23 protein-coding genes are annotated in these 22,811 nt (G+C 62.4%); 5 read left to right on the forward strand and 18 right to left on the reverse strand.

Annotated elements, in window-relative coordinates:
* Nucleotides 1-265 precede the first annotated feature (265 nt).
* The 9 genes from ACZYR5_RS28675 to ACZYR5_RS28715 all read right to left on the reverse strand — a co-directional run bounded on the left by ACZYR5_RS28675 (nucleotide 266) and on the right by ACZYR5_RS28715 (nucleotide 8,387).
* Entirely contained in the window at nucleotides 266-730 is a 465-nt protein-coding gene (locus ACZYR5_RS28675; protein ID WP_489092712.1) for an Imm30 family immunity protein, read from the reverse strand.
* A 333-nt stretch (nucleotides 731-1,063) separates the two neighbouring features.
* On the reverse strand, nucleotides 1,064-1,459 hold the full coding sequence (locus tag ACZYR5_RS28680; protein ID WP_489092711.1) for a GFA family protein: 396 nt from the start codon (nucleotides 1,457-1,459) through the stop codon (nucleotides 1,064-1,066).
* Between the two features lie 206 nt (nucleotides 1,460-1,665).
* Nucleotides 1,666-2,427 carry an SDR family NAD(P)-dependent oxidoreductase gene (locus tag ACZYR5_RS28685; protein ID WP_489092710.1) on the reverse strand — a complete coding sequence of 254 codons (762 nt, stop codon included), beginning with the start codon at nucleotides 2,425-2,427 and terminating at the stop codon, nucleotides 1,666-1,668.
* 205 nt (nucleotides 2,428-2,632) lie between these two features.
* Nucleotides 2,633-3,955, reverse strand: a complete 1,323-nt coding sequence (locus ACZYR5_RS28690) for a purine-cytosine permease family protein (RefSeq protein ID WP_489092709.1) — start codon at nucleotides 3,953-3,955, stop codon at nucleotides 2,633-2,635.
* A 110-nt stretch (nucleotides 3,956-4,065) separates the two neighbouring features.
* Nucleotides 4,066-5,040, reverse strand: coding sequence for a 5-oxoprolinase subunit C family protein (locus ACZYR5_RS28695; protein ID WP_489092708.1), 975 nt, complete (start codon nucleotides 5,038-5,040; stop codon nucleotides 4,066-4,068).
* Nucleotides 5,037-5,909 carry a 5-oxoprolinase subunit B family protein gene (locus ACZYR5_RS28700; protein ID WP_489092707.1) on the reverse strand — a complete coding sequence of 291 codons (873 nt, stop codon included), beginning with the start codon at nucleotides 5,907-5,909 and terminating at the stop codon, nucleotides 5,037-5,039. Before ACZYR5_RS28700 ends, ACZYR5_RS28695 begins: the two co-directional genes overlap by 4 nt.
* Nucleotides 5,906-7,279 carry an acetyl-CoA carboxylase biotin carboxylase subunit gene (locus ACZYR5_RS28705; RefSeq protein WP_489092706.1) on the reverse strand — a complete coding sequence of 458 codons (1,374 nt, stop codon included), beginning with the start codon at nucleotides 7,277-7,279 and terminating at the stop codon, nucleotides 5,906-5,908. The genes ACZYR5_RS28700 and ACZYR5_RS28705 overlap by 4 nt, the downstream gene beginning before the upstream one ends.
* Before the next feature lie 10 nt (nucleotides 7,280-7,289).
* Nucleotides 7,290-7,535: an acetyl-CoA carboxylase gene (locus ACZYR5_RS28710; RefSeq protein ID WP_315291599.1), complete on the reverse strand. Its 246-nt coding sequence runs from the start codon at nucleotides 7,533-7,535 to the stop codon at nucleotides 7,290-7,292.
* A 93-nt stretch (nucleotides 7,536-7,628) separates the two neighbouring features.
* The gene (locus tag ACZYR5_RS28715) at nucleotides 7,629-8,387 is read right to left on the reverse strand and encodes a 5-oxoprolinase subunit PxpA (protein ID WP_489092705.1); all 759 of its coding nucleotides are present in this window, start codon (nucleotides 8,385-8,387) and stop codon (nucleotides 7,629-7,631) included.
* Nucleotides 8,388-8,513: 126 nt separating this feature from the next.
* On the opposite strand from ACZYR5_RS28715, the gene ACZYR5_RS28720 reads away from it, so the two are divergent.
* Nucleotides 8,514-9,431: a LysR family transcriptional regulator gene (locus tag ACZYR5_RS28720; protein ID WP_489092704.1), complete on the forward strand. Its 918-nt coding sequence runs from the start codon at nucleotides 8,514-8,516 to the stop codon at nucleotides 9,429-9,431.
* Between the two features lie 8 nt (nucleotides 9,432-9,439).
* Here the strand turns inward: ACZYR5_RS28720 and ACZYR5_RS28725 are convergent, their stop codons facing one another.
* The gene (locus ACZYR5_RS28725; protein ID WP_489092703.1) at nucleotides 9,440-10,069 is read right to left on the reverse strand and encodes a LysE family translocator; all 630 of its coding nucleotides are present in this window, start codon (nucleotides 10,067-10,069) and stop codon (nucleotides 9,440-9,442) included.
* A gap of 135 nt (nucleotides 10,070-10,204) precedes the next feature.
* On the opposite strand from ACZYR5_RS28725, the gene ACZYR5_RS28730 reads away from it, so the two are divergent.
* From ACZYR5_RS28730 to ACZYR5_RS28745, 4 genes are all read left to right on the forward strand, one after another.
* On the forward strand, nucleotides 10,205-10,687 hold the full coding sequence (locus ACZYR5_RS28730) for an Lrp/AsnC family transcriptional regulator (protein ID WP_489092702.1): 483 nt from the start codon (nucleotides 10,205-10,207) through the stop codon (nucleotides 10,685-10,687).
* A 658-nt stretch (nucleotides 10,688-11,345) separates the two neighbouring features.
* Complete coding sequence (locus ACZYR5_RS28735) at nucleotides 11,346-11,540, forward strand: hypothetical protein (protein ID WP_489092701.1); 195 nt, start codon at nucleotides 11,346-11,348, stop codon at nucleotides 11,538-11,540.
* Between the two features lie 76 nt (nucleotides 11,541-11,616).
* The gene (locus ACZYR5_RS28740; RefSeq protein ID WP_489092700.1) at nucleotides 11,617-12,186 is read left to right on the forward strand and encodes a DJ-1/PfpI family protein; all 570 of its coding nucleotides are present in this window, start codon (nucleotides 11,617-11,619) and stop codon (nucleotides 12,184-12,186) included.
* Between the two features lie 66 nt (nucleotides 12,187-12,252).
* On the forward strand, nucleotides 12,253-12,771 hold the full coding sequence (locus tag ACZYR5_RS28745) for a GNAT family N-acetyltransferase (RefSeq protein WP_489092699.1): 519 nt from the start codon (nucleotides 12,253-12,255) through the stop codon (nucleotides 12,769-12,771).
* A gap of 163 nt (nucleotides 12,772-12,934) precedes the next feature.
* Here the strand turns inward: ACZYR5_RS28745 and ACZYR5_RS28750 are convergent, their stop codons facing one another.
* From ACZYR5_RS28750 to ACZYR5_RS28785, 8 genes are read right to left on the reverse strand one after another with little or no spacing between them, the layout of a single operon-like run.
* Nucleotides 12,935-14,569, reverse strand: a complete 1,635-nt coding sequence (locus tag ACZYR5_RS28750; RefSeq protein ID WP_489092698.1) for an arylsulfatase — start codon at nucleotides 14,567-14,569, stop codon at nucleotides 12,935-12,937.
* 44 nt (nucleotides 14,570-14,613) lie between these two features.
* The gene (locus ACZYR5_RS28755; protein WP_489092697.1) at nucleotides 14,614-15,408 is read right to left on the reverse strand and encodes a cyclase family protein; all 795 of its coding nucleotides are present in this window, start codon (nucleotides 15,406-15,408) and stop codon (nucleotides 14,614-14,616) included.
* On the reverse strand, nucleotides 15,386-16,390 hold the full coding sequence (locus tag ACZYR5_RS28760; protein WP_489092696.1) for an NAD-dependent epimerase/dehydratase family protein: 1,005 nt from the start codon (nucleotides 16,388-16,390) through the stop codon (nucleotides 15,386-15,388). Before ACZYR5_RS28760 ends, ACZYR5_RS28755 begins: the two co-directional genes overlap by 23 nt.
* Nucleotides 16,391-16,400: 10 nt before the next feature.
* Nucleotides 16,401-17,384 carry a fumarylacetoacetate hydrolase family protein gene (locus tag ACZYR5_RS28765; RefSeq protein WP_489092695.1) on the reverse strand — a complete coding sequence of 328 codons (984 nt, stop codon included), beginning with the start codon at nucleotides 17,382-17,384 and terminating at the stop codon, nucleotides 16,401-16,403.
* Entirely contained in the window at nucleotides 17,381-17,962 is a 582-nt protein-coding gene (locus ACZYR5_RS28770) for a cupin domain-containing protein (protein ID WP_489092694.1), read from the reverse strand. Before ACZYR5_RS28770 ends, ACZYR5_RS28765 begins: the two co-directional genes overlap by 4 nt.
* Before the next feature lie 13 nt (nucleotides 17,963-17,975).
* Nucleotides 17,976-19,220, reverse strand: a complete 1,245-nt coding sequence (locus ACZYR5_RS28775; protein WP_489092693.1) for an MFS transporter — start codon at nucleotides 19,218-19,220, stop codon at nucleotides 17,976-17,978.
* On the reverse strand, nucleotides 19,210-21,669 hold the full coding sequence (locus ACZYR5_RS28780; protein ID WP_489092692.1) for an efflux RND transporter permease subunit: 2,460 nt from the start codon (nucleotides 21,667-21,669) through the stop codon (nucleotides 19,210-19,212). The genes ACZYR5_RS28775 and ACZYR5_RS28780 overlap by 11 nt, the downstream gene beginning before the upstream one ends.
* Before the next feature lie 3 nt (nucleotides 21,670-21,672).
* Nucleotides 21,673-22,779, reverse strand: a complete 1,107-nt coding sequence (locus ACZYR5_RS28785; RefSeq protein WP_489092691.1) for a WD40/YVTN/BNR-like repeat-containing protein — start codon at nucleotides 22,777-22,779, stop codon at nucleotides 21,673-21,675.
* Nucleotides 22,780-22,811 lie beyond the last annotated feature (32 nt).

A 22,811-nucleotide genomic window follows, 5' to 3' on the forward strand; every position in this document is an offset into this window, starting at 1 on the left:
TGCGCCAAGCCACTGTATGGATCGGCCCGGCTTTCGTAGACACTCAATGACCGCTCTTGGCCGTTTTCTGCCTCGTGCCAAGGGCGGCTTTGGGTCGATATCTGCCTTTCATGAAGTGCATGAATCGGCCCAAAGCTGACAGTGGTGAATGGCAGAAATCGGCCAGGAACTGTCGTTCGGTAGTTGGAGGGGTAAAAGGGGCGGATTTATTTACTTAAACAGCGAAAAATAGTTCCGTCCACTTTTTGCTACGGAATTTCTAAGATTACGCTGCAGCCAGAATCACCGGCACCGTCTTGCTCAAGAATTCCGGACTTACTTCGTTAATTCGAACGCACATGACGCGAACTGATTCCTTTACCGGTGCTGGAGCGGTACGGAGTTGGCGGACTAGCTCCTGTCGGCTCGCATCGCCATTCATCAAGCGCATGAGAATGATGGATGCCCAACGTGGCGACGAAGTAAATAACGCTGGAAATACCGACAGCTGTGCCGACACATATGACGCATACGGAACTACGTCGAGTGATTCAGCCGCGTGAACAAGAGTAAACATCCCTTCATCATATTCAGCCTTGTCGGAAAGCATTGAGAGCAAATCTGCTGCTAAGTTCTTACCGCCTTCGGCCAGCATGGCGTCGACATGCGCGTCGATTACCGAGGGACGGGCGCCCTCCGTTTCAATCTCGCGACGCAATGCTTGAAGTTCGCTATCGTATTTTGCGTTCATCGTCTTCACTTCGCAAAAATGGTGGGTTAGTTAGTCTAATTCATCTGCATCAAGTCTTGCAGGGCAGCTCGGATTTCAGTAAGAGCTTCGTTGGCGCATGGAAATCCTGGCGATTAAGGGTGATCGCGTCCGCTTAAAAACGCGGACACCATCGCCCTTAATGCTGGCGTTCGGAAGATGACTTGGCCGGACGCTTACTCATTGGTTATTGCTCCATCCACCGACCGCTTGTGGCCGAAAGCAGCCACTCACAAACAACCACTTCCACCCAGAAGCTGCCCGTGGCACTTGCGAGTTGCCACGTTCAACCCTTGGTCGAGTACGCCTAGCGTCTTATTGATGGGGATGTTCCGGAAACTGCTTGGCGTTGTCGCAGATGTCGTACCAGCTTGGCTTTTCCTTGACGAACTCATGGAAGAGATTGGTGATGGTCAATGGCTCATCGATGCAGTTCGCAGCCACGGGAAACGACTCGGCGGTCGACGTCACCTCGCCCAATGCTGTTCCACAGTGCGAACAGAAGCACCGGCTGTACTTATAAGGTGCTTCAGGCTTGAAGGTGGTGATGGAGTCCGAACCGGAAATCAGCTCGAACGATGAGCGATTTACGAAGACGAAGGTACTTGCTCCGACCTTTCTGCAACGTGAGCAATGACATGTTCCCATCATTGTCGGAGGACTCGACACCAAGAACTTCACTGCGCCGCAGCAGCAACTACCTTTAAGCATGGCTTTCTCTCCAAAAGAAGCTATTACTGTACATAAATACAGTATCCAATGGAAGAGTGCCTAACCAAAAACGTCAGATGCCCAAGATGGATCAAGGGCCAGCTACAGTCGATTGTGTTGAAAAAGTCGATCCTCCCAGACTGCCGTATCCGCCGGGGAAACAGCATGCTCCCTCTTCTCCCCTACTCCACCCCAGCACGCCAAACCTAAGTCAGATTCAACCCACCGTCCGACAGAAGTATCTCGCCGGTCAAGTAGTCCGACTCGACCAGCATGACCACCGCTTTGGCGATGTCGTCCGGGCTGGCGGCCCTGCGCATGGGTGCGCGAGTTCGCCACAGCTCCTGGGCCTCTGTCCAGTCTGCGGTCAGAGGCGTGTCGACCAAGCCAGGCGCCACGGCGTTTACGCGAATGTGTGGCCCCAGCGATACGGCGAGCAAGCGGGTCATGTGATTAAGCGCAGCTTTGCTGACCGCATAGGGAATCGATGCGCCCTTGGGACGGATACCGGCATGCGAACTGATGTTTACGACGCAACCTGCTCGGCGGTCACGGGCGGCATCGCGCAAGGCTGACTCGGCCAACGCGATCAGATGGAACGGCGCCACGACATTAATCTCGTTCAGTTCGTGCCACACCTTCGAACTGGCAGAGGCCAGGTCGCCGTGCGCAATGACTCTGCTAATACCGGCGTTATTGACCAGTACGTCGAGCTGCCCCCACGCGGCGATTGCCTCATTAACCAGCCTGACCCTGTCAGCTTCGACAGCAAGGTCAGCTTGCACGTAAACAGCCTGCTTCATTTCGGCAACCATGGCGCGTCCCGTCTCCGCAGAATTTCGCGAATGGAGTACCACTGCATAACCTGCCCGGCTGAGCACACGTGCAATGGCTGCGCCGATACCGGAAGTCGATCCTGTCACCAACGCGACGCGTAACAGGTTATCGATTGTCGGATTGGGCGTCATAGGGATATCTCGAATGGGTCGCTATAGCGTAAGCGGCCAGCGTACACACCTTGCACCGATCCGTCAGGCTCGAACCTTCAGGCATGCCGCCTGGATGACTTGGCCAAAGCAGTCACCGCAACCCCTTCGGCCAACTCATCATGAGCTTCCCATTGCCTGCACTACCTTTACTGCAGGCAAGCACGGAATGAATCCCTGCAAAACTTCACTCTGCCAACCGCAACCGCACCCGGCTTCGAAGGGATAAGCCTGCGTGCAAGGCAAAGGCAACTATCACGGTGGATGGCGCGGAAAAGCTGCTCAGGCCGCCGCCGGAAAACATCAATACCAGCCCCAATGCGGTCGCGCCAAACCAGGCCGTCAAGCCCACCGGGTTGAACGCGGCCACCCGTTCGAGCGCCGCCACCTCATCGCGTCCGTAGACAATCTGCGCCAACGCAACACCCACCCAGGCCACCACAAAGATGCCTTGGTAAGCCAACGCCTTGAGCAAATAAGCGAAGACATCCGCGAGCATCAGGCCATACACGATCAGACCGACTGCCAGCGCCCACATCAGGTACGAGCCACGCAGTCCAAAACGGGCAAAGAACGCCTGCATGTTCAGGGTCGCCAGGTAGTAGTTGGCGGTGTTGATCCGGGTTTGCGTGGCCCAGACAAACAACAGGCCCCAGAGCCCCATCAACTGCAGGATCGCCATCACCACCGACACTTCGTTCAGCGCGCCTTCGTGGGGAATGCTGCTGACCAGGTAGATCCCCGCCGCGCCATTGAGCAGGAAGGTCACCATGTAGAACGGCATGCCGAAGTTCCAGCGGCCGTGGTATTCGGCGTCTTCCGGTTTGCCGAAGCGGGCGTAGTCAAAGGTGAACAGCATCAATATCCAGACGCCCATGTAGGCGACGAAGCAGTCCCACCAGCCAAACGCAGAGGGGGCCGCCGGACCGAAGTCCAGCCACTGCGGCTGGTAGCCATAACGGCTGACGGACAACCCCACCGCCACCAGCAGACCGCCGAGGTACACCGGCAGCAGCACGCCGTTGAGCTTGTCCAGCCAGTGCTGCACGCTGCCCAGGATCAGCGGCACGCTGTACAGCACCACCAGCAACGCGGCCAGCGGATACACGAGTTGCGGATAGAGGTGATTGAGCGCCACGGCGATCACCGAGCCCTCGAACACCGCGTAGTAGATCGCCGTGGAAAAGAAGATCAGCGTGGCAAGGCAGGCACCGGTGCTACCGAACAACAGCCGGGAAAACAGCGCCACCGACAAGCCACTGCGCACCGCGAAGCGGCTCAGCACACCGTTGACCAGCCCGTAGCTGATCACCGACAAGAGCATGCCGATCAGCGCGTTGCGTGCGCCATAGGACAGCGCCAGGGAGGCGCCGACGACGATGTAGAACATCGCGCTGCACACTGCCCACCAGGCCATGGTCAGCGACAGTCGGCCCATGCGCGCTTCGCTTGGAACAGGGTGATTGGCCGGGTCCTGCCCGGTTTGACTCGATTGCGATAAAGCAGCCATATGCGTGAACTCCAAAGCCATCAAAGGTTGAAGCGCGGGCAGCCGCCACCGCACCGAAGTGCGGCGTTGGCTTGCCTTTTGGCTTTACCCGCGCCGTGCGGCGGGCAGAATCAGGAAGGGAACAGCTTGCTCAGGCAACTGAGCTTTTTCTTGTAGGAGCGTCGTGCTTGCAGCGCTTCTTCCAGGGTCACAGCGACGAAACGGGCCTTCTGGTTGGGTTGCATCTGACCGATCAGGTCGAGGTCAGCGCTGATCACCGTGCCGATCATCGCATAGCCGCCGCCGGACACCGCATCACGGTGCAACACGATGGGCTCGAGGCCGGCGGGCACCTGGATCGAGCCAATCGGGTAGCAGCTGTCGACAATGTTCGACGGATCGGAACCGGCACCGAACGGTTGCTCGCGCGGCTGAAAGCTCAGCGGGCTGCCGCCCTTGAAGCGATAGCCGATGCGATCCGCTTCCGAGCCCACCGTCCAGGCTTCGGCGAAAAAGCTGTCCGCCGCCGCTGGGGTCAAACGGTCGTAGTACAGCCCCGGCACCACCCGCAGGCTGATCTCCCCGCCCAACGACTGACGCAGCGCCATGGGCAGACTGGCCCCGGCACGGCCCTTGCCGCTGGCAACGCCCACCGGCAGTTCATCACCGGCCGCCAACCGGCGTCCGTTGAATCCGCCCAGCGCCCCCAGCGCATAGGTGGAGCGACTGCCGAGCACCAGCGGCACATCGATGCCGCCGGCCACCGCCAGATAAGTCCGCGCGCCGGCCTTGGGGAAATCAAAACGCAGCACCTGTCCGGCCTTTACTTCGAAGGCTGTGTCGAGATGCATGTCCACGCCATCGACCTTCGGCGTCATGTGTGCACCGCAGACTGCCACCAGCGCGTCCTGCTGAAACTCCAGCTCCGGTCCCAGCAACGTGCATTCCAGCGCCGCCGAATTGGCCGGGTTGCCCACCAACTGGTTAGCCGCGCTCAGGGCGTATTGATCCAGCGCTCCGGACGGCGGGATGCCCAAGTGGTAGTAGCCTTCGCGGCCAAGGTCCTGCACCGAGGTGGCCAGACCGGGTTTGAGTACCTTGATCATGCCAGCACCTCCTGCAGCGACTTGGGATAGCCGATCGGGTCGGCGAGGAACGCATCCAGCGAGAACTCCACCGCACGGATGCGCAGATCGAAGCGCCCGGCTTCGACCTCGGCAACGGCCTGGTCATAAGCCTCGCGGTCCATCGGCTTGAACTGCACGATGTCGCCGGGACGGAAGAACACCATGTGTTCCTTGAGGTACGCCAGGTTCTGCTGCGGATCGTAGATCGGTGCCGGGGTGACGCCGAACATCTGGTAGCCACCGGCGCCACGCACCGAGTAGATGCAACCGAAGCAGCCGCCATGGCCGAGGGTCAGTTTTGGCGTGTCCGTGCGCGGACGCAGGTATTTGGGCACCTGCAACTGGCGCTCGCGCTCGACCATCTGGAACATGAACGGAAGGCCGGCGACGAAGCCCACCATCGAGACAAACCACGGCGCACCACTGTGGGCGGCGATGAATGCTTCGACGTCGGCCAGGCCGTTAATGCGCGCGGCGTATTCCAGGTCCGTGGCGCTCGGGTCCTGATGGCGATCGCGAAAACGCATCAGGGTTTCGTGGGTCCAGGGATCGTTATAAAGCACCGGGATCTCGATGATCCGCGTGTGCAGGGTGCGCTCGGCCACGGCCTCAGCCTCGGCGCCTTTCACCGCTTCCAGCAAGTCGGCCGGAGCGATCCGGTCCGGGTCGAAGCGGATCTGGAACGACGCATTGGCCAGGCACACATCGAGCACGCCATCGAGGGCCAATCGCTCCACCGCACGGGTGACCGCCATGCCCTTGAAGAAGGCTTCAAGGGACATGCTGTCGCTGACTTCGGCAAACAGATGTTCGTCGGCGCCAAAGCTGTAGCGAATCGGACTGCTCATGCTTCACCTCCGCTGCGGCGCGCGGCCAGCCAGGTTTCCAAAGTGCCGGTGTGGAAGTCGGCGGTGTGCAGCCAGGGTTGTTCCAGCAACTCGCCGTGCAGCGACAAGGTGCTGGCCATGCCGGTCAGCGTGGTCTGTTCCACGGCCAGCCGCGCACGAGCCAGGGCTTCGGCGCGATCACTGCCGTGGACAATCAGCTTGGCCAGCAGCGAGTCGTAGTATGGCGGCACTCGGTAGCCTTCATACAGATGGCTGTCGACGCGCACGCCCTCTCCCTCTGGCCAATTCAGCGCTTGCACCAGGCCCGGGCTGGGGAAGAAATCCCGCGCCGGGTCTTCGGCATTCAAGCGCATCTGCAGGGCAGCGCCGTTGAGTCGGATATCGCTTTGCTGCAAACCCAGCGGCTCGCCACCGGCGATGCGCAGCATGGCCTGGACCAGATCGATGCCGGTGATCAGCTCGCTGACCGGATGTTCCACCTGAATCCGCGTGTTCATCTCGATGAAGAAAAACTCGCCTGTGGCATCGTCGTACAGATACTCCAGGGTGCCGGCCCCCTGGTAACCCAGTGCTTTGGTCAGGCGTACGGCGCTTGCGCAAAGGGTCTCGCGCTGTTGCGCGTCGAGTACGGGCGATGGCGCTTCTTCGAAGATCTTTTGCCGGCGGCGCTGCAGCGAACACTCGCGTTCGAACAGATGCACCGCATGCTTGCCATCGCCCAGTACCTGCACTTCGATGTGCCGAGCCTTGCCGATGAAGCGCTCCAGATACACCGCGCCATTGCCGAAGGCAGCCTGGGCTTCGCGCTGGGAACGGGGGAACTCTTCGCTCAGCTGTTGCGGGTTTTCCGCCAGGCGAATACCGCGTCCGCCACCGCCGGCCGAGGCCTTGATCAGCAGCGGGAAACCGACGGATTCGGCGGCCTTGAGTGCCGACTCGAGGTCAAACAGCTCGCCGGGGGAACCGGGCACTACCGGCACGCCGGCCGCCTGCGCGGTACGCCGGGCTTCGGCCTTGTCGCCCATGCGCCGGATGGTTTCCGGGCTTGGGCCGACGAAAATCGCCCCGGCGGCGAGTACCGCTTCGGCGAACTCGGCGTTCTCCGAGAGAAACCCGTAGCCCGGGTGAACCGCGTTGGCGCCGGTGGCTTTCAGGGCACCGAGCAAGGCTTCGACATTGAGGTAACTCTTGTCGGCGCGGGCCGGGCCGAGAACGTGCACCTCGTCGGCCATGCGCGCGGCCAGGGAATCGACGTCTGCCTCACTGCAGGCCGCCACGGTGGGAATCCCCAGCGCCTTGGCGGCACGGATGATCCGCACGGCAATTTCGCCGCGGTTGGCGATCAGCAGTTTACGAATGTGTTGAGTCATGATCGCGCCCTCACGCTTCGTCGAGTGTGGCGATGACCTGACCAGGCTCCACCGGGTCACCGTCTTCAACCAGAAACGCGCCCAGGCGCCCCGCCGTGCCGGCGGTCAGTTCGGAAAACTGCTTCATGACTTCGATCAGGCCGATGACCGTGTCGGCGCTGACCTCGGCGCCCGCCTCGACGTAGTTCGGCGAGTCCGGGGTGGCTTTGCGGTAGAAGGTCCCTGGCAACGGGGTGATGACTGAGTGCTGCGCCATGTCTGTTCCTCTTGGAATAGTTGTAGAAAGGCAGGCAAAAATTCTTCTGATAAGCAAACCCAGGCGTCTGTGTGCCTGGTGTCTGTGGCTGATTCAGCGTGGCGAACGGACCTTGATCCCCGCGCCATCCAGGGCGCTGCGAGTGGCTTCGACCAGGGCCAGCGCACCGGGTGTGTCGCTGTGCAGGCAGATGGAATCGAATGCGATCGCCAGGTCTTCGCCCTCGACGGTGCGCACCACGCCTTCCTGACAGGCACGCAGGACCCGCGCCGCGACCTGAGCTGGATCGTAGGCACGCACGTTGCGGGTAAAGACGATAGAGCCGCTGAGGTCGTATTCACGGTCGGCGTAGAACTCGCGGATCACCGGTTGGCCGAGTTCCGTGGCGATCCGCCAGATCACCGAGCCGGGCATGCAATACAGCAGCAGCTCAGGCTCCAGGCGCTGCAGGTTTTCCACCAGCAAGCGCGCCGCTTCTTCGTCCCGGGCCAGGTGCATATAGAGCGCACCGTGGGGTTTGATGTGTTGCAGGGCCACGCCTTGAACCTTGGCGAGTTCGCGCAGGGCGCCCAGTTGATAAAGCATGTCGTCCACCAGTTCCTGGGCCGGTGCATTGATGTGCCGGCGGCCGAACCCGACCAGGTCGCGGAAGCCCGGATGCGCGCCGATGGCCACGCCCAGGCGCTTGGCCTGCTCGACCGTGCGACGCATGGTGCCGGGGTCACCGGCATGGAAACCGGTGGCGATGTTGGCGGAGCTGATGAAGCCCATCAGCTCGGTGTCGACGCCGTCACCGATGGTCCATGGGCCGAAACCTTCGCCCATGTCCGAATTGAAATCTACTGCCTGCATGACACGTGCTCCTGACGCTTGTGACTTCATGCAGGCCACGTTAGATTCCCGCTGACCCCTTGGGAAGATCTATTATCAGATGGAGTATCTTCTGAAAAATAGATACCCCATCACCCCGGAGTGCCCATGTCCCTGACCCTGCGCCAAGTCCGTTATTTCGTCGCCACGGCGGAGATCGGGCAAATCTCTCAAGCCGCGATTCATTTGAATATTTCCCAGTCGGCGGTGACCACGGCGATCAAGGAACTGGAAGCCATCCTCGGCACGCTGTTGTTCCAGCGCTCGGCCCAAGGCATGAGCCTGACCGACGCCGGGCGGCACTTTTTGAATCGGGCCTACGTGATTTTGCGCAGCGTCGATGACGCGTTGAACAGCCCCTTGCCGGACATCCGCGCCAGTGGCGTATTACGCTTGGCGGCGAGCTACACGGTGATCGGTTACTTCCTGCCGCACCACCTGCAACGGCTCGAACACTGGCATCCGGACGTGGCCATCGAAGTGCACGAACAAGAGCGGCAAGCCATCGAACAAGGCTTGCTGGACGGCCAGTTCGACATGGCGGTGGTGCTGACCTCGAACCTCACGCACCCGGACATCGTCTCCGAAACCCTGTTCAACTCCGAGCGCCGGTTGTGGCTGCCCAGCCACCATCCGCTGTGCGAACGCTCGGCGGTCAGCCTCGCCGACGTCGCCAAGGAACCCTTCATCCTCCTGACCGTCGACGAAGCCGAACAAAGCGCGATGCGTTACTGGGAGCATGCGGAGCAACAGCCAAACGTGCGGGTGCGGACCAGTTCCGTTGAAGCGGTGCGCAGTATGGTTGCCAATGGCAGCGGCGTGGCAATCCTCTCGGACCTGGTGCACCGCCCGTGGTCACTGGAAGGAAAACGCATCGAAACCCTGACCGTCACCGACAAGGTGACACCGATGAGTGTCGGATTGGCGTGGCATCGCGAGCGCGAATTCAGCCCGGCGATGCAGGCGTTCCGTAATTATTTCCACGATGCATTTCTGGCGCCGCAACAGCTGTCTGCGCGACGCTGAACCCCCCTTCACGCCTGCTGCATGAACGCCAGCCGCAGCGCAAACCCGATCAACAACCCACCAAACAACCACTGCTGCACCCGCTGCGCCGTAGGATTGCGCTGCACCCAGCGGCCGACCCAGGTTCCCGCCAGCGCGTAACTGCTGTCGAACACCAACCCGACGGCCACCAATATCACGCCCAGCAGCACAAACTGGGTCATCACTGGCGCGGCGTCAGGGGTGATGAACTGCGGCAGAAGCACCGAGCAGAACAGCAACGCCTTGGGGTTGAGCAGGTTGGTCAACATGCCCCGTTGAATCGCCGATTTCCAGGGCGCTTTGTGCCGGGTCTGGGCACCGTCCGCTGCCAGGACGAACGTGTTGTTCTTGAACAACTGCAGGCCCATCCACAACAAATAGCCGGCCCCTGCGATACGCACCACATCGAAGGTCCAGGGCGCCACTTTGAACAAGGTCGCCAGGCCCATCGCGGCCAGCGCCACATGACAGCTGCGGGCGATGGCCAGCCCCAGGGCCGTTGCCAATGCGGCCGCCCGCCCCTGTGAGGCGCCGGTTTGCAGGAGCAGAATCATGTCGGGGCCTGGCAGCAGGTAAATCATCGCCAGCGCCAGCAAATACAAGCCTGGGTTTTCCATTGTTCGGTACTCCATAGGGGTGAGTGGCGAACAAAAGTCTAAGCCTGAAACCGAGGGCAGGTGGCTGCTGATTCGACCCCAGAAAAGACTTAATTTGGTATATCCTGCCAATATTTGCCAGCGAGCAGCTTGATCATGCCAAAAACAAAACTCGACGCCTTTGACCGCCGTATTCTGGCCGCGCTGCAGCGCGACGGCCGTTTGACCAATGTGCAGTTGGCGGACGAAATCGGGCTGTCCGCTTCACCCTGTCTGCGCCGGGTGCGTCAGTTGGAAGAGGCCGGAGTGATCAGGGGGTATCGGGCCAGCCTCGATCCTGATGAGGTCGGGCTTGGGTTGACGGTATTCGTCGGCATCAAGGTCGAGCGTCATCACGAAACAGAGGCCGAGCGTTTCCGCGAGGCGGTGTCGGCGCTACCGGAAGTCATCTCGGCCTTTCTGGTATCAGGCGAGTCGGACTTTTTGCTGCATGTGGTGGTGCCTGATCTGCGCGGCTATGAGCGTTTTCTCACGGGGACCTTGCTCAAGTTGCCTGGGGTGAGTGATATCCGGAGCAACTTCGCCATACAGACGGTCAAGGCCCAGAGCCCGTTGCCACTGGGTCATTTACCGGATTGAGTGGTGGCGTGGGTGCTCTGTCCATGGGGGCTTGGATAGCGGTTGTATACAAGTCCTGCAGCCACCGTCGCCCCCTGTGGGACCGAGCCTGCTCGGGAAGAGGCCGGTACATCCGGCATGTGCATCGCCTGACACGCCGCCTTCGCGAGCAAGCTCGCTCCCACAGTTTGGATTGCTGGCGGACGCAGATTATGTATCCAGCGCAAATCCCCTGTGGGACCGAGCCTGCTCGGGATGGGGCCCGTACATTCGGCATGTGTATCGCCTGACACGCCGCCATCGCGAGCAGCGGAGCGCCGCCCGCGCTGCGCCTATAGTTTTTCGGGAACATCCGGATTCAGTGACCGCCCCCGATTCCTGTGGGAGCTGGCTTGCCAGCGATGGCGGAGTATCAGGCACTGCAGATGTTGAATGTGCCGACCCCATCGCTAGCAGGCTAGCTCCCACAGGGTTTTGTGTTGAATGCAAACCTTGTGATCGGACACACAACCTGTAGGAGCCCGCCTGCTGGCGATAGCAGTGTCTCAGTCAGCACGATGCTGGATGTGCCGACTACCGCGCATCGACGCGGATAGATAAACCAACGCAACCACCTAGGCTTACAGTGCGAACATCGCGATTCACCAAGAACTGCCAGCACCAAGGTCGGGAGATTCCCATGCTCAAGTACGCGTATCTGAGTCCGCTCGCTTTACTGGCCGTCGCCATCTGCCTGGGCGGATCGTCCTGCCACGGCCCCAATGACCAGGACAACTCACTGAACAACCCAGCGCTCAACGGCGGCCCCAATCGGACCGGGGCCGGGATGGTGCCGCGCACTCAAATCCAGCCGAGAATGAACAGAACCCAATGACTTGCTTCACCAGCAAAGCCCTTGAATTCTGTATGCTGCCACCCGGAAATCTCGGCATTCATGGAGCGTTGCGACAATGGCACGGATTGGCTTGGTATTGACCCCCGGTTTTGCGGACTGGGAATACGCATTCATCGCAGGAACCGCATCGCCGTTCTACGGAATAGAGGTGAAGTTTTTCACCCCTGAACCCGGGCAACTGTGCTCGCAGGGTGGCTTGAACGTCGTGGTGCAAAGCAGCCTGCAGGACTGTCTGGATTGGCAGCCGGAGGTGGTCGTGGTGGTTGGTGGATTCGCCTGGGAAGGCCCGGCAGCACCGGATCTTCGAGACTTTCTGCAGGCCAGTCGAGCCAGTGGCGCGACCCTTGCCGGCATCTGCGGCGGGACCCTGGCACTGGCGCGAGCCGGGCTGCTCGACACCGTTGCCCATACCTCGAACAGCGCCGAGTTCCTGCAACAGAACGCCAAGGATTATGCAGGGCACGGGCTTTATCAAAGCAGCCCGGTAGCGGTGTCTGCGCAGCGCATCATCACGGCGCCAGGTACTGCACCGGTCAGCTTCACCTGCGCGGTGTTCGAAGCCGCCGGGCTGGCTGCCGAGAGCGTTTCACAGTTCAGGTCGATGTTGGCGGCGGAGCATGGGTGATGGCGCCAACCCCTTTGGGACCTGACTCAATCTTCCTGTCGGCTGGACAACCACTGAAGGCAACCTATGCCCGCGACTATCCGCATCGCCGTACCGGCAGACGCTCCCCTCCTGCCCGCCATTGAAACCTCCGCGGCCCAGGCATTTCGCATGATTGGTGAATTGAGGTGGCTGGCTGATTCGCCGCCGATGCCCGTCGAACGTCACCGCCAACTCATTGCACTATCGACCTGCTGGGTTGCGGTGGATGACGAAAATCGGCCGCAGGGTTTTCTCAGTGCCGAACGCCACGGCCATGATCTGCACATTCATGAATTGTCAGTGATGCAAGCGATGCAAGGACAAGGAACCGGGCGCCTGCTGATTGAAGCGGCGAAGGATTATGCGCGCTCCAGTCGATTGGCTTCGGTGACGCTCACCACATTCAAAAACGTGCCCTGGAATGCGCCCTTCTATGCCCGCGCAGGTTTCCAGATCAAAGCCACCGCAGATCTGGATCAGCGGTTGGCGGCGATAGTGAACGAGGAGTACCAGCATGGATTTGCCGCGGGCAGCCGGTGCGCCATGGCATGGGTGGTGGATTGATGGCTGGCCGGTGATCTGCGCCGATCACCGGCCCCGTAGGAGCGAGCTTGCTCGCGAAGAACCAGAGATCGCCGCGTGCTTTCAGGTAGCGCGCGTTATCGTTGACGTTTTTCGCTGGCAAGCCAGCTCCTACGGGGTATGTGATCGAATAGAAGATTTGCGTTCACCTCGGCGCAAACACCACACCCACCTCCCCCGCATACTTCATCCACTCTCCCTTGAGCCGCTCCACCGTGTCCGGCTGCGCGGCCGCCAGATCCGTGGTCTCGCCACGATCGTGCTGTAGATCAAACAGCTGCCACTGCAGCGGCTGGGCGTTATCGCCAAACCCTGCCTGCGGGCGCATGCCCAACAGTTTCAGATTGCCTTCGCGGTAATAGGCATTACCGAACAACTCCCCGGCCAGACGCCCGTCGCCGTGCGGGCTGCCTTTGCCAGCCAGCAGCGGCAACATGGATTTGCCGGTGATCGGATGTTTGCCCGCGACCTGTGGCTGGGCAATCCCGGCCACCTCAAGGAAGGTCGGCGCCAGGTCATCGACCCGTGCGATGCCACGTTCAATCCCTTGCCGACTCATAGCCTTGGGCAGTTGGACAATCGCCGGCACGCTGATGCCGCCTTCGGCGGTGGTGCCTTTGAACAGGTGGAACGGCGCGGCGCTGACTTCGGCCCAGCGCAGGCCGTAGTCGATTTGCGAGCCCTTTTTGCCGAGATTGGCCAGGCTGTTGTCGGTGTGCGCACCAATCGGATAGAACTGGCTGTGATTCTCGCCTGCCGCGCCGTTGTCCGACATGAACACGATCAGCGTGTTGTCGTACTGCCCGCTCTGACGCAGGTAGTCGATCAGGCGACCGATGTTGTGGTCGAGGTTGTCGACCATGGCTGCGTAGATTTCCATTTTCCGCGCTTCGACCTTCTGCTGTTCCGGGCTCAGTTGATCCCAGCCCGGCAGTTTCGGATTGACCGGCAAAGGCTTGGCGGGCTGGGCATCACTGGCTAGGACGCCGAGGTTTTTCATCCGCTCGATGCGCGCCAGGCGCACGCTGTCATAGCCCTGGTCGAAGCGGCCCTGGTACTTGTCGAGGTACTCCTTGGGCGCCTGCAACGGCCAGTGTGGCGCGGTGAACGCGGCGTAGGCGAAGAAGGGTTTGCCGTCCCTTTTGCTGTTCTGCAGATAGCTGATCAGCTTGTCGGTGTAGAAGTCCGAGGAATAGAAATTTTCCGGCAACTCCACGGCTTGGCCGTTTTCCCGGTAGTGCACCTGTTCGATTTTTGTCGGGTCGACAGTCGCCGGTTTGAAGTGCGGCGCACCGCCTTCCAGCAAGGTGAAAGACTGTTGGAAACCCCGTTTATCCGGCCCCTGATCGGCTTCCAGCCCCAGGTGCCATTTGCCGACCATCGACGTGCTGTACCCGCCCTGTTGCAGCAACTCGGCAATCGAGTAGGCCTGCGGGTTCAGATAACCCTCGTATCCCGGTTTACCTTTCTGAAAAGGCTGCAGAGCTTCGGCCATGGTGCCAAGGCCGACCAGGTGGTTGTCGGTGCCGGACATCAGCATCGAGCGGGTAATCGAACAGGTCGGCGCGGCGTACATATGGGTGAATTGCAGCCCGTCCTTCGCCAGTTTATCCAGGGTCGGGGTGTTGATATCGCCGCCGTAGCTGCCGAGGTCGGAGTAGCCCAAATCATCGGCGACGATCAGCAGGATGTTCGGCGGTGCCGCGGCCGCCAGGGCCAGGCTGCTGGTCAGCGCCAGCGCGGCAGTCAGCAAGGTGTGAGGCAGAAGCAAACGAGCCATGGGTTCTCTCTTCTTATGCTTTTAATCAAAGGCTGATGCGCGCCCTACTCTTCAAAAATCGCCACCGCCCGGACGAACCCGGCCGACGCGTGCTTGATCTTGTAGGGGAAGCACGACACCTGGAAACCATTGGCTGGCAGGGCCTCGAGGTTGGCCAGTTTTTCCATCTGCCCATAACCGATATCGCGCCCGGCCTTGTGCCCTTCCCAGATGATCGAGGCGTCACCGTTGGCAGCGAAGCGCTCGCGGGTGTACTTGAACGGCGCGTCCCAGCTCCAGGCATCGGTGCCGACTACTCGCACTCCACGTTCGAGCAGGTACATCGTCGCTTCACGACCAATGCCCACCCCAGCGTCGAGGTAGCCCGGCTGGCCGAACAGCGCGCCGGCGCGGGTGTTGACCAGCACGATGTCCAGCGGCTGCAACTCGTGGCCGATGCGTGCCAGCTCGGCTTCGACTTCAGCGGCCGTGACCACATGCCCGTCCTGCATATGGCGGAAGTCCAGCTTCACCCCCGGTTGCAGGCACCAGTCCAACGGCAACTCGTCGATGCCGAAGGCCGGCTCGCCACCGTCGGTGGTCGAGGCGTAATGCCAGGGCGCGTCCATGTGCGTACCGCTGTGGGTGGTGATCTGCAGGCGCTCGGCGGCCCAGGATTCGTTACCGGGCATCTGCTCCAGTTGCAGCCCCGGAAACATCGCGGCCATTTCCGGCCAGCCCTGCTGATGGTCCATGTAGTCGATCTTCGGCAACAGCGGCGGCGGATCGGTGTAGGGGTTGTTGTCGAGGGTCACCGACAGGTCGACGAGGCGGCGTTTACGCGTGTTTGGCAGTGACATCGAGGGTCTCTCCGGTCAGCGGCAAGTGTTTGGGGGCCGCGGGATTAAGGGCATTGCGCAGCAGCGCGGCGGCGTTGCGGTCGTGCTGGAAGCCGGCGGCGCGGGCGTGCGGGGTTTTCAAAGCGGGCATCTGGCCGAACAAGGCTTCAAGCCCGGCGTCGGCGGCAAAACTGATCAGCGCGCGGCGTTCCTCACCGTAGCGTTCGGCCAAAGCGTCGATGACCTGGGCGATGGACAGTTGCAACACCGGCAACTGCCACACCCGCTGTGGGCCCCACGCCGCGCCGTCCAGCTCGGCGGCGTGGATCAGGTTGTTCACGCAGCAGCGCGCCGACATCCACCAGGCGGTGGCTTCGGACGACACCGGGCAGCAAAAAGTCTCACCCTCGGCAAAGGCCCACATCAGGTCGCTCATGAACGCCGAGCGCAGGCCATTGGGTTCCCGGGGCCGGGCGACGATGCCCGGCAGGCGCAACGCTCGGCCGTCGACCTCGCCGCGCCGGGCCAGGTCATTGATCGCGCATTCGACCATGGCCTTGTGCGCGCCATAGGACAGTTCCGGACGCAGTTCGGCGTTTTCGCTCATCCGCGCCGGCAACTGCCCGCCATACACCGCGACGCTGCTGGCGTACACCAGCACCGGCGGCCGGCGCTTGTTGCGCAGCTGGTTGAGCAGTTCGAGGCTGGCCAACAGATTGACCTGATAACCGAGGTCGTACTGCTCTTCCGCCGCGCCACCGGGGATGCTCACCAGATGGAATACAACGTCTATGCCGTCGGCCAGCACCCGGCGCATCAACGCCGGATCGGTGACGCTGCCGAAATGCCGACGCACCCGGGGGTCATCCGGCAGACCGTGGAGGTCGCGATCCAGCACCAGCAAGGCGTCAATCGGCTGTCCACGCAGGCTGCCGCGCGCCAACAGGCAGCGCACCAGCTCGCGACCGACAAAACCATTGGCGCCGGTGATCAACACTCGCATAAGCGACTCCTTAGCCCCGGGCCTGGACGACGCATTGATCGATGGCGCCGAACAACGACTGGCCGTCGCTGCCCAACACGTCCATATGTACCCGGTCACCGAAGCGCATGAAGCCGGTGCGCGGGCTGCCGTGCTCGATCATCTCGATCGCCCGGCGCTCGGCAATGCACGCCGAGCCAGCGCTGCGCTCGGCATTCGACACCGTGCCGGAGCCGATCAAGCTGCCCGCACCGAGGCGCCGGGTCAGCGCCGCGTGGGCGATCAACTGGCCGAAATCGAAGTTCATCTGCCCGCCGTGGGGATGGCCGAACCACTCACCGTTCCAGTGCACCTGCAACGGCAGGTGCACCCGGCCGCCGCGCCAGGCGTCGCCCAGTTCGTCCGGGGTGATCGCCAGCGGGGCGAAACTGGAGGACGGCTTGGCCTGGAGGAAGCCGAAACCGGTGCGCATTTCCCGGGGGGCCAGGGCGCGCAGGCTGACGTCGTTGATTTGCAGGATCAGCTTGATGTGCTGCAGCGCGGTTGGCGCATCGCAGCCCAGCGGCACGTCATCCACCAGCACCACGAACTCTCCTTCGAAATCGATGCCCTGGCTTTCGCTCGGCAGCGCGATTTCGTCACGCCCACCGATGAAATCGTCACCGGCGCCCTGGTACATCAGCGGCGTATTTTCCGCGCCATCGATGGGATCGAGGTTGAAGGCTTTTTGCATCAGTGCGCCGTGGCTGAGGAAGGCCGAGCCGTCGCACCACTGGTAGGCGCGGGGCAACGGGGCCATGGCCTGATGTGGATCGAAGGCGAAGGCCTGTGCCGCCGCGCCCTCGTTCAACTGGCGGGACAAGTCCTGCAGGCGCGGCTCGCAGTCGCTCCAGTGTTCGATGGCGTGTTGCAGGGTCGGCGCGACGCTGCTGGCGTCCACAGCCCAGGCGTGATCCCGGGAAACCAGCACCAGACGTCCATCACGGGTGGCATTTTTCAAAGTCGCGAGTTTCATGCCGAGGCTCCCAGGCGGTCGTGCAATTCGGCGGCGTAACGGCCGTCGAGCAGGATGAACACCATGCGCGCCATGGCGTCGGTGCGGTTGCTCCAGGCGTGGTTGGTGCCGCGCTGCACCACCACGTCACCGCGCTTGAGGTGCACCTCTTCCTCGTCGAGCACCAGCCACACTTCACCCTCGGTGACGATGCCGTAGTCGAGGGTCTCGGTGCGGTGCATCAATTTGTGCCGCGAATTGGCCTGGCCGGTGCCGGCGTGGGACTGGCCGATTTCGGCGAACACGGCGGCGGCCTCCTCGGCGCTGACCTGGTTCTGCACGCTGTCCGGCGGAATATCCACCACGCGGATAACGCTGCCCTGGGGCCCGGGGCTCAGTTGCAGCGGTTTGCTGGTGGGGTCGCTGGCGTTGTCCAGGGTTGCGGGGCTGGCGCTGCTGTTCCACAGCTCATGAAACACCGTGCCGGGCACCGCCGACAGCGGGAATACGTTGGGCGTCGGGCCGTTGCTGGCGACGATGGCCAGGCCCTGCTGATCGTGACCGGTGACCACGCGTTTGAATTCGGGAAGCGCTTGCATGGAAGATCCTCGTTCAATGTCCGTTGCCGATGGTCGAACCACCGACATCAATGTTCGTGCGCGGCGACAGGCCCGCGAGTCGTGGCAGCGCCAGGCAGAGCAGCGCCACCAGCAGTTGCAGCCCGCCAACAATGGCCAAGGCAAAAGGCAACGCCGTGGCCTCGCCATGAGTGATGCCGAGCACCACCAGCGGGCTGATGAATTCGCCGGCGAAGATCGCCGCGGTGAAACAACCGGCTGCGCGGCCGCGCTGGTGGAAGGTCACCTGGGCCATGATCCAAGTGATCAGCGTCGGCAACATCAGGCCGATGCCCAGGCCATTGATGGTCACGGCAACCACCACCTGCACATGGCTGTGGGCGTTGGCCATCAGCAAGCCGCCGAGGCTCGCCAGCACATAGGCGATCAGCAGCAAGTGCTGGCCGCGCAGACCGCTGAGCAGGCGGAAACTCAGGGCACCGATCAGCACCCCCAGCTGGTTGGCGCCCATGGTCATGCCGATCTGCTCCGGGGCATCGACGTGCAGCAGGTTGAGCAGGTAACCGGCCTGCACCGGAACGATGAACAGGCTCAAGCCCGCCAGCAGCGACAGCCCGTACAAGGGTGCAAGTGCGCGCCATGGAAACACTTGAGCGACCGGCAAGGCTTGCGCTGGCTGCACCCGAGCCTGCGGCTCCCACAGCAGCCAGGCCATCAGCGGCAGGAACACCAGGCCGACGGCGTACAGGGCGAACGGCGTGCGCCAGTCGTTTTGCCCGAGGAAACCGCCGAGGGCGATAAACACCGCCGCCGACAGCGAGGTGGCGACCATTTGCAGGGCAAACAACCGTTCACGGCGGGCGCCGCTGTAGTAGTCGCCCATAAGCGTCGTACAGCAGGTCATGATCCCCGCCTCGGCCAGGCCGATGCCGGCGCGGCTGAGGACAATCGCCGGCAGCGACTCGAGCCACAACGGCAGCACGCCGCAGAGCACGTACAGCAACATGCTCGCCAGCAGCAGCGGCTTGCGCCCGAGGCGGTCGGCGATCATCCCGGCGAATGGCGCCAGCAGGGCAATCACCAGGGCCGGCAAGGTCAGCACCACCGGCACCAGCACCGCACTGCCCGGGACCTCGGCAAAATGCGCCTGCATCCTCGGCAACACCGGGGCCAGCAACACCGCGCCCAGCACCGGCAGGCAACTGCCCAACAGCAACAGCAGCGACTGCGGCCAGCCGGCCTGGCGGCGCGGATTGTGTTCAACGGCATTAGCGAGCATGGCACGGCTCCGAGATACGCGAGTGATGGACGGGGGTGACGGGTGCTGCTTCAGAAACGCTGGCGTTGTCCACCGTGACGCTTGCCTCGCGGCGCACCGGCAGCAGGAAGTACGCCAGCGCCGGCAGCAACAGCAGCGCGCCGACCATGTTCCAGACGAACATGAACGCCAGCAGCACGCCCATGTCGGCCTGGAACTTGATGGGTGAGAAGATCCAGGTGGCAACGCCGATTGCCAGGGTGATACCGGTCAGCATCACCACCTTGCCGGTGGACACCAGTGCCCGGTAATAGGCCTCGGACAGGCTCGCGCCCTGACGCAGATGGCTGAGCAGGATGCTCATCACGTACAGCGCATAGTCGACGCCGATGCCCACACCCAGGGCGATCACCGGCAGCGTGGCAACCTTGACCCCGATGTTCAGCCAGACCATCAGCGCTTCGCAGAGGATCGAGGTGAGCATCAGCGGAATCACCGCACACAGGGTCGCGCGCCAGGAGCGGAAGGTGATCAGGCACAGCACGATCACCGCGCCGTAGACCCACACCAGCATCTCGCGGTTGGCCTGCTTGACCACGATATTGGTCGCGGCTTCGATCCCGGCATTACCGGCGGCGAGCAGGAACTGCACCTCATCGGTGTTGTTCGCCGCGGCGAATTTTTCCACGTGCTCCACCAGCCGGGTCAGGGTTTCGGCCTTGTGGTCGGTGAGGTAGGCGTACTGGGTCAGCAGGCTGCAGTCTTCGTTGTACAGGCCGCGTGGCGCACTGGCGGTGATCATGTTGAGCATCGCCTGGTTGTTCTGCAGCTCGTACCACTTGGGGTTGCCTTCGCTGAGGCCGACCAGCATGCGTCGGTTGAGCAGCGCCAGGGAGTTGGTCGAATCGACGCCCGGCAAGGCCCGCAATTGCCAGTCCAGGGCATCGACCTTGGCGAGGATGTCGTAGCGCGCGCAGCTGCCGGCCGGGGTCTTGACCATCACCGCGAACAGGTCGCTGCTGGCGCCGTAGTGCCGGGTCAGGTAGGCATCGTCCTGGTTGTAGCGCGAGTCGGCGCGCAGCTCCGGGGCACCGGCGTCGAGGTCGCCGATTTTCAGTTGCAGGCTGACGATGAAACCCAGGGCCGCCAGCGCCAGGCTGATGGCGATGCACAGGCTGGCCCAGCGCCGCTGGGTGAACAGGTCGAGAAAGCGCCAGAAGGCATGGCGGACCTGGCCGCTCTGCTCAGCCTGTTCGCTCTTCAGGCTCAGCTGCGCCGCACGGGGCGAAACGCCGACATAGGAGAGCAACACCGGCAGCAGAATCAGGTTGGTGAAGATCAGCACCGCGACACCGATGCTGGCGATCACCGCCAGGTCCTGGATCACCTGGATCTTGATCAGCATCAACACCGCAAAGCCCACCGCGTCACAGAGCAGCGCGGTCAGCCCGGCAAGAAATAGCCGGCGGAAGGTAAAGCGTGCCGCCACCACCCGGTGCATGCCGCGTCCGATGTCCTGCATGATGCCGTTCATTTTCTGCGCGCCGTGGCTCATGCCGATGGCGAACACCAGGAACGGCACCAGCACCGAATACGGGTCCAGCTGGTAGTCGAGCATGGGCAACAGACCGAGCTGCCAGACCACCGCCACCAGCGAGCAGAGCACCACCAGCAGGGTGCTGCGCAGGCAGCGGGTGTACCAGTAGAGCACGGCGGTGGTGATCAGGATCGCCACGGCGAAGAACAGCAGGATCTGCTTCAGGCCGTCGATCAGGTCGCCGACTTTCTTCGCGAAACCGGTGATGCGGATGTCGATATGGGCGTTTTGATAGGTGCTACGCAGGCTCTCCAGTTGCCCGGACAACACCGCGTAATCCAGCGCCTTGCCGTCGGCGGTGGTCGCCAGCAACGGCACGTAGATGATGCTCGAGGTCTGGTCGAACGCCACCAGTTGCCCGAGTTCGTTGGAGCGCTGCACGTTGCGCTTCAAGGCTTCGAGGTTGGCGGCGCTGCCGCTGTAGTCGTCGGGGATCACCGGACCGCCATCGAGGCCGTCCTCGGTGACCGCGACCCAGCGGGTGGCCGGGGTCCACAGCGATTTCATGTAGGCGCGGTCGACGCCGGGCAACAGGTACAGCTTGTCGCTCAGGGCCTGCAGGGTCTTCAGGTACTCGGCGTCGTAGATCGAGCCCTGGCGGTTGGCGACCACGATCCGCAGCGCATTACCGAGGCCAGTGAGCTGCTTCTGATGCTCAAGGTAGTTGGCAATGTAGGGTTGCTGGGTCGGGATCATTTTCTCGAAGCTGGCGTTGAGCTCGATCCGGGTCGCTTGATAACCCAGCACCAGGGTGGTCAGCACACACACCAGCAACACCCACAGGCGGTGGTTGAACAGCGTGCGCTCGACCACCGAGCCGGAGCGTGGATCGAAATTCGCCAGGCTGGCCGTGGCGTTGTCGAAAGACTTCATGACTCACTCCGAAGCGGTGGTGACCGACGGCGGCAGGCGCGTCAGTCCAGTGAAACCAGCCAGGGTCAGGCTGCCGTCGGCGGCCTCGATCACACTGGCGACGGGCTTGCCCAAAGGCTTGCCGTAAGGCTGGAGCAAGGCGCCCGGTTGGCCGCTGGTGCGAAACAGCGCGCCGCTCTGATTGACCAGCAGCAGTTGGCCGTCAGCGCTGCGAATGGCATCGCTGAAGGACACCGGCATGTTCACCGGCACCGCCTGGAAGCTCTGGCCAAGGTCGCTGGAAGCAAAGGCATTGCCCTTGAGACCGGCCACCAGCAGCACCCCGTCATCGCGCAATTGCAGGGTGAAGAAACTCCCCGGGTACGGGCTTTGCAATTGACTGAACGAGTGTCCGCCGTCATCGGAACGGGCCAGATAGCCTTGTTCGCCAGCAAGGAACCAGTGCTCGCCTTGCTGGGCGATGGCCGACAGGTGCGCGCCCATGGGGTTGTCGATCTGGCCCATCAGCGAATGCCAGCTGTTGCCGCCATCCTCGGTACGGAAAGCCAGGCCGTAGGCGCCGACGATCAGGCCGTGTTGGGCGTCAATGAATTGCAGGGCGAGAAACGGCTTGTCAGCGCCTTCGGCCACCAGCCGTTCGGCGGTTTGTACCCGTGCACTGGCAGCGTCCTGATCGTTGGCCTTGGGCAGTTCCTCGGTGGCGGCCGCCAGTTCGAGTTGCGCGGCGCGCACGCCGTCCAACTGCACCACCCAGTGCTCACCGCCATCGCGGCTGGCGAGCACTACACCGCCATGCCCCACCGCCCAACCCTTATCGGCGTCGACAAACTGCACCGCCGTCAGGCTGACCGACACCGGCACCGCCGCCTGACGCCAACTCAGGCCATTGTCATCGGACAGCAGGACGATACCCCGCTCCCCCACCACCACCAGCCGCGCGCCGGCCCGAGCCAGGTCCAGCAGCACCGCGGAAGTCGCTTGCGGTGCCTGCATCGCCGGGGTGGCGAGCGCATCGCCCACGGCCGCGGCCTGCGCCAGGCTGATTGGCAACACCAGCGGCAACGCCAGACGCGCAAGCAGCCGTCCCACCCGCTGACAAATTCTGTTCATACCCACCTCGAAAAACCGATTGAAAGCGGATC

It is taken from the genome of Pseudomonas sp. F007, from assembly GCF_057814275.1.